Here is a 7,220-nt window from a genome sequence, read left to right as displayed (position 1 = left end):
AGGTAGGCCAGGGGGCTACCTCGAGCGGCCGCCGTGTTCCTACGCGTTGGGGTCGAAGGGGATGCCGCCCGGCTTGGCCTTCGCGAGGTTGCTCGCGAAGGCGCTGTCCTTGATGGCGAGGCTCGCGCTGCCGTAGTCGGCGGACACGAGCCGGTCCCGGATTCCCGCCGGGAAGTGGTCCCAGCCGACGAGGTCCGGGTACTGCCAGGTGCCGTAGTGGTTCTCGGGCTGCTCGGTCATGCTCGCGAGCCGGAAGCAGTGCGTGGACGCGCCGTCCTTGTGGTAGACGACCTTCGCGTGCGTGCCCTCCCAGCCGACCTGGTCACGCGGGAAGGTCGAGTAGTTCCCGTGCGCGGACACGGACACGTACTGCGCCTGGTCGTTCTGCACCCACACCACGACGTGTTCGAGGTCGTGCCGGTGGCCGCAGCAGTCCCAGCCGGGCACGGCCTGGTCCTTCTCGAAGTACAGGTCGTACAGGTAGGCGCACCAGCCGTTGTTGCACTTGCTGCGGGAGTAGGAGTTCGTGTTGTCCAGATCGGACTGGTCGTGGCAGTTGCCGTTGAGCGCGCCGGAGTTGTTCAGCCCGGGCGCGATGGTGCCGTCGGGGCCGATGGCCGGGGTCGGATAGCAGCCGTCGCCGTCGTAGTCGAAGGCGGGCTGCCACTTCCCGTCCGCCTCGGCGTGGCTCGCCGGCAGCGCGCGCGGCGGGTCCGCCCAGGCGATGCCGGGGATCATGACGGTGAGCAGGGTGGCGGTCACGGCAACGAAAACGGTTCTTCTTCCACGCATCGCAGGGCCCTCTCCGTTGATCGCGGGATGACGCGTTCAACGTAAGTCGGCGCCGTCAGTGCCGGTCAACCGCCAAAGGTCGGGAATGTGACGACCCGTTCACGTTCCGTCCATGGCTGAAGCACCCTCAAGGTCCGCGCCATCGACGAGGCAGGACAAGGTGTCCGACGTCGTGCGCTACGAGTTCGACCCCGATGGCTGACGGAGCTGCGCCGGGCCTCGGGGTGAGGCCCGGCGCATCCCGCTCACTTCAGTGTGATCGTCAGGCTGCCGGAGCCGCGCACGTCCGCGCGGACCTCGGCGCCACGGGTGGTCTGGACGACCTCGAAGTCGACCCGCTTCCCGTTGTAGGTGACCTTCGCGGGCTGCTTCCCGGACGGCAGGACCGCGCCCACCGTCAGGTCGGCACGCACCTTGTCGAGGCGCACGGTCGTCGTAAGGCGGTCACCCTTCAACGACGTCGACACATCGACGGAGCCACGCTCGCCCACCCGGATGTGCTTGCCCGACACCGACTTCTGCTCGGACGGCAGCTGCGGCACCACCGACAGTGCGCCGGTGCCCAGCGACGGCGAGACCCCGAGCCACTGGTGCACGACCGGCCACAGCGTCCCGTACGTGCCCCACGCCTGCAGCGACATGGACCGGTCGTAGAACGGCCGGTCGATGTTCGCCACGAAGTCCGGGGACGGGGCCACCTCGGGCATGGCGCCCGGGGTCTCCCACACGCTCGGGTCGAGCTGGATGCGCGCGTTGCCGGCCGTGTACACCGACTGCTGCGCCAGCCTGCCGAAGTTGCCCTCGGCCACCGCCATCACCGCGGTGTTGAGCGAGTAGGTCGACCGCTCGCTCTTGACCGTCGACACGACGCTGTCGCACGACGGGCCGGGGTTGCCCTCCGGCGCGGAGGTCGGGCCGGAACCCGTGTGGTAGAGCCCGAACTCACCCGTGTAGCACGGCTTTTCCCGCTGTGCCAACGCGACCGGGCCATGCTCCTGCGACGCGAGCGGGGTGCCGCCCGGCAGCTCGATCTCCATCGGGGTCACGCCGGTCCAGTGCCGCTGGAACACCGGGCGGTTGTCGTTCGCGGGGTCGTCCGGGTCGTCGATCGACTCGGAGTAGCCGCCTGTGTCGCCGCCCGCCCACCAGACCGCCTCGAACTGCTCCCGCAGCGCGGAAGCACGGCCCGTGGCCCAGGTCGCCGTCGCCGTGTCGCCCTTGGCGGTGGCCATGTCGGCGAGGTCGAGCAGGCCGCGGACGTAGTAGGCGGTGCTGTCGAGCTTCTCAACGCCCATGCCATCGCGTTCGACGTTGCCGAGGCCCTCGAGCCAGCCGTCGCCGTCGGCGTCCAGGGTCGCGTCGACGTAGCGCAGGTTGCGGACGGTGAAGTCGTACAGGTCGTCACGGAAGGCGTTGTCGCCCGTCCACCGCCACACCAGCGCGACCGCGCTCGGGAACTTCACGGTCTCGTCGGTGTTGCCCGCGTCGTCGTTCGCGCCGAAGTACACGTCACCGGTGGAGACGACCTCGTGGACCAGCTTGCCGCTGCCCTCGTTGATCACCTCGCTGATGTCGCGCAACGCCCTCAGGTGTGCCTTGATCGGCTCGAACTGCCCGGCCGCGACCGCCGCGAACGCGGTGTACTCGCCGTCGGTGCCGAAGAGCCACGGGTAGTCCGGGAACCCCGCGCCGTACCAGCGTGCCTGCTCCAGCGTGCCTGCCGGGTCGGGGTACGCGGTGCCCTCGTCGGTGTCCCGCAACGCGAGATCGTGCGACTCCTGCACCGAGTCGGCCAGGTTCTGCTTGCTCCACTCGATGCTCTGCTGAAGCAGCCGGTCACCCGGCAGGTCGACGACCGTGTTGCCTGCCAGCGACCTGCGAGCGTCCACCTTGGACCGCAGCGCGCCGACCGGGTTCTTCGCGGCCCGCGTGTACTCGGCACGCGCCGCGTCCTGGCCCTTGTCGGAACCCGCGACCGTGAACCACACGGTGGTGGCCTTGCCCGGCCGCAGCGGCACCTCGTAGTTCAGCCGCCCGCCGGTGCCCTTGCCGAACGCCGAGTCGTCACAGCGTGGCGGCGCGGTGCCGTCCGCCGGGCAGACCACGGCCGGGTCCTGCGGGCCGCGGTGGTCCGGTCCCAGCTCGTGGCTCACCGGCCGCGCGGAGGAACCCACCACCGCCGCGTAGTCGTGCCCGGCGCCTTCCTCGCGGAAGCGCAGCGTGCCCTCGGCGTAGGCGCCGGTGTCGGGCAGGTTCGCGGCCGAGGCACCCGGCGTGGTCCAGCCCCACGGGTAGGCGGGCATCAGCTCGGAGTGCGCGTCCATCGCGAGGTCGACCGTCCGCGCCGAGTCGCTGCGCAGCGTCAGGCCGATCACGTTGCCCCGCACCCCGTCGGGTGCGAAGTCGACCCGGTCGACGGACACCCCGGCCGGCCGGTACTCGAACCGGTGGTAGCCCCATCCGGTCGTGTACTCGGCGGCCGGGGTGTCCGCCCCGAGCCAGGAGCCGTCGACGGCGAACCAGATGCCGTCGAGCAGCTTCACCGGCGGCGTCCACACGCCACCCATCTCACCGCGGATGTGCCAGCCGCTCGCGGGGTACAACCCGTTCGCGTCGCCCATCGCGATGACGCGGTCGCTCGTCACGAGCGCCCGCCGGTCGGCCAGTCTCACCGTCTCGGACAGCTCCGTCAGGTGCCCGCCAGAAAGGGCGCCACCTGCCAGAGCCGTGTCCGATCTGTCCTCCGCGCTGGCCGGTACCGCCAGCGCGGTTGCGACGAGTGCCAACACGGAGCCGAGTAAGACCGGCTGTTTCCTCACTGTTACTTCACTCCTCCGGCTGTCAGGCCCGCGATGATCCGCCGCTGGAAGATCAGCACCACGATGACGAGTGGCACCGTCACGATCACACCAGCGGCCATCTTGGTCCCGAACGGACTGTCGTATCCGTAAGCACCGGTGAACTGGGAGATGGCGACCGTCGCGGTCTTCATCTCCTTCTGGTTCACCATGGACAGTGCGATGATGAACTCGTTCCACGCCGCGATGAACGTGATGATCGCGGTGGTGAACATGCCCGGCGCGGCCAGCGGCAGGATCACCTTGCGGAACGCCTGGCCGCGAGTCAGCCCGTCCACCATGGCCGCCTCCTCCAGTTCCTTCGGCATCTGCCGGAAGAACGTGGCGAGCGTCCACACCGCGAGCGGCAGCGCGAACGAGAGGCTGGGCAGGATCATCGACTGGTAGGTGTTGATCCAGCCGATCTCGGTGAACAGCTTCAGCAGCGGCACGATCAGCGAGACACCGGGGAACATCGACGTCGCGATGATGATCCCGGCGGCGATGTTCTTGAAGCGGAAGTCCAGCCGCGCGATGGTGTACGCCGCGAACGTGCCGACGACCAGCGTGACGATCGTGGTGGTGCCCGCGACGACCAGGCTGTTGCCAAGCGACCGCCAGAAACCGACGGCGGGCGAGAACACGGCCTCGAAGTTCTCCAGCGAGAACGGGCTGGGCAGCGGCGAGTTGTCACCGATGTCGCTCGTTCGCCGGAACGCCGAGACCACCATCCAGTAGAACGGCACCAGACAGTAGATGACGATGACCGCGATGCCGATGTTGAACAGCAGTCGACGCCCGCCAGGGGCCTTCGTGTCACTCATGCCGTCACCGCCTTCGCCTTGCGCTGCTTGGTCTCCTTGGCACGTACCCGTGCCTCACCGATGACGTCGGCGCCAAGCAGCTTGACGAACGCGTAGGCGACCAGGGACACGTAGACGAACAGCACCACCGCGTACGCCGCGGCGGGCCCGATTCTCAGCTGCGACGCCTCTTCCTGCGCGAGCATCGACAACGTCTCCACGGACTGTTTTCGTTGCCCGATCATCACGTAGGGCAGGTCGAACATGCGCAGTGCGTCGAGGCCGCGGAACAGGATCGCGACCAGCAGCGCGGGCTTGACCAGCGGCAGCGTGATCCGCCAGAACTGCTTCCACGCCGACGCGCCGTCGACCCTGGCCGCCTCGTAGACGTCGTTCGGGATGATCTGCAGGCCCGCGAGCACGAGCAGGCCGACGAACGGCGCGGTCTTCCACACGTCCGCGATGATCACCGCGATCTTGGCCTGGAAACCCTCGACGGTCCACAGGATCTGCGAGCTCAGGACCTCGTTGGCCACACCGTCGGCGGTGAAGATGAACTGCCACATGATCGCGGACACCGCGGTCGGGATCGCCCACGGCACCAGGATGCTGGCCCGCACGAGGCCCTTGCCACGCAGCGCGTGGTGCATCACGAGCGCCATGGAGACACCGATGACGATCTCGAGGATCAGCGTGGTGACGGTGAAGAACGTGGTGTTGAAGAAGGCGTTCCAGAACCGCTCGGCCGAGTCGCCGGTGAAGATGGCGGTGTAGTTGTCGATGCCGACGAACTGGTTGCCCTCGATCACGAAGCCGTCGGCGTCGACCCCCTCCGCCTTCTGGTACAGCGACTCGCGGATCGCCGCGATCAGCGGGTAGCCGATCACGAGCGCCAGCACGAGGAAGGTGGGGGTCAGCAGGAGGAGCGCGAGCCGGCCGTGCTTCTGCGGGTCGGACTTCGCGGTGGATGGTTGCTTCTTGGGGTCGCCTGCCGCGGCCTGCGGTGGCGACGTGGTCGCTGTCATGTCAGAACTCCAGTACGAGAAAACGGGAAGCCGGCCGGGCAAGTCCTGATGGGGCCTGCCCGGCCGGCGTTCTCGGAGCTACTCCGCCGTCAGCGACTCGAGCTTCGTCTGCAGTTCGGCCAGCGCGTCGTCGGTGCTGGCCTCACCGGTCATCGCGCTGTACGCGGCCTCCTGCATGGCCGCCGTGACATCGCCGTACTTGACGGCCTGCGGCCGCGGCACCGCGTTGAGGATGGACTCCTTCAACGTGGACAGGTACGGGAACTGCTTCAGCATGTCGGCGTCGTCGTACAGGCTCGCCCTGGACGGCGCCTGCGACGTGGCGAGCAGGTTGGACTTCTCGGCGTCCTCACTGGTGAAGAACTTGATGAAGTCCAGCGCGGTCGCCTTGTTGTCGGCGAAGGCCGAGATCGCGAAGTTGTGACCACCGAGAGTGGACACACCGGGGCCGTCCTTGCCGGGCAGCGGCGCGACGTCGAACTTGCCTGCCACCTTGGACGAGCCGTCGGTCGCGTTGGCCTGCGCGTACTGGTACGGCCACTGGCGGTGGAAGAGCAGCTGACCGTCCTGGAACGCGCGGCGGCCGTCCTCCTCCTTGTAGGTGATCGCGGCGTCCGGGATCTCCTTGGACTTCACGCCGTCCACCAGGAAGTTCAGGCCGTCCTTGGCTTCCTGGGAGTCGACGGTCGGCTTGCCGGACTCGTCGAGGATGGAACCGCCCGCGGACTGCACGGCCTCGGAGAAGTTCACCGTGAGGCCCTCGTACTTGTCGAACTGGCCCGCGTAGCAGCCGACGGTCGCGCCTGCCGGGGTCGCCTTCACCTTGGCGCAGGCGTCCTTCAGCTCGGCCCACGTCTTCGGCGGTGCCATCACGCCTGCACCCTCGAGCAGGTCCTTGCGGTAGTAGAGCATGCCGCCGTCGGAGTACACCGGAGCCGCGTACAGCTTGTCGCGGTACTTCGCGGTGTTCACGGCCGGCTCAAGGAAGTTCTCGAGGTCGAACTGGTCCTCGGGGAGCTCCATGACCCACCGGTTCGCGGCGAACTCGGCAGTCCACACCACGTCCAGGTTGAGGATCGTGAATTCCTTGGACTTCGCCTGCGCGTTCTGGATCATCTGGTTGCGCTGCTCGTCAGCGGCCTCGGGAAGCTCGACGATCTCGACCTTCTCGTCGGCGTGCTTCGAGTTCCACTCGTCGACCAGCTTCTGCATGTTGCCCGACGTGTCCTTGCCGGTCGCGAACTTGACCGGACCGCGACCCTCGAGGGCACCGGACTCGGTCCCGCCGCCACCGTCGGAACCGCTATCGCCACAACCGGCCAGCGCGACCGCCGCGACGGCAAGCAAGGCGGCACCGCGCACCCTTGCTTTACCACTCATGTTGTTCTCTCCTGTCGATCAAAATGGAAACCAGAACCGCACCTGGACCTAGGGCCATGTGGGAACAGGGCGGAACACGGTATACCCGAAGGTGATGAGCGGACTCGACGAGGGCACGGCGGCACGGGCGTGTTCGGCCAAGCCGTCCACGCGGCTCGTGTCCCGAGTCATCCTCGACTCCTCTGCGTTGGTCCATTTCGGACCGGACCTGACTGTGACCAGCTACGGCTGGCACACTGCTCGCCAACTTGATCGGTTAACGGCGGCCAAGCGTGGACCAGCCCCCGCGCGAGTGTCAACCCCGGAATTGTTATGGAGAGAACGGGAGATCGGACGGCGATGACAGCCCAGTCCGGTGGCGGGTTCCAGGAGTTCCCGACACC

At 67.8% G+C, this 7,220-nt stretch carries 5 protein-coding genes; all 5 read right to left on the bottom strand.

What is annotated here, in order from left to right; translation table 11 throughout:
- Positions 1-39: 39 nt before the first annotated feature.
- Entirely contained in the window at positions 40-792 is a 753-nt protein-coding gene (locus WBA97_RS26340; protein ID WP_424233610.1) for an NPP1 family protein, read from the bottom strand.
- 245 nt (positions 793-1,037) lie between these two features.
- On the bottom strand, positions 1,038-3,611 hold the full coding sequence (locus WBA97_RS26335) for a hypothetical protein (protein ID WP_424233609.1): 2,574 nt from the start codon (positions 3,609-3,611) through the stop codon (positions 1,038-1,040).
- A 2-nt stretch (positions 3,612-3,613) separates the two neighbouring features.
- Positions 3,614-4,453: a carbohydrate ABC transporter permease gene (locus WBA97_RS26330; protein WP_424233608.1), complete on the bottom strand. Its 840-nt coding sequence runs from the start codon at positions 4,451-4,453 to the stop codon at positions 3,614-3,616.
- Positions 4,450-5,457 carry a carbohydrate ABC transporter permease gene (locus WBA97_RS26325; RefSeq protein ID WP_424233607.1) on the bottom strand — a complete coding sequence of 336 codons (1,008 nt, stop codon included), beginning with the start codon at positions 5,455-5,457 and terminating at the stop codon, positions 4,450-4,452. The genes WBA97_RS26330 and WBA97_RS26325 overlap by 4 nt, the downstream gene beginning before the upstream one ends.
- Positions 5,458-5,535: 78 nt before the next feature.
- The gene (locus tag WBA97_RS26320) at positions 5,536-6,837 is read right to left on the bottom strand and encodes an ABC transporter substrate-binding protein (protein ID WP_424233606.1); all 1,302 of its coding nucleotides are present in this window, start codon (positions 6,835-6,837) and stop codon (positions 5,536-5,538) included.
- Positions 6,838-7,220 lie beyond the last annotated feature (383 nt).

Origin of the sequence: Actinophytocola sp. (genome assembly GCF_049647105.1) — a bacterium.
Lineage (GTDB): Bacteria > Actinomycetota > Actinomycetes > Mycobacteriales > Pseudonocardiaceae > Actinophytocola.
Note: the sequence above shows the minus strand (reverse complement) of the source record. Positions and strands in the feature narration are given on the sequence as shown.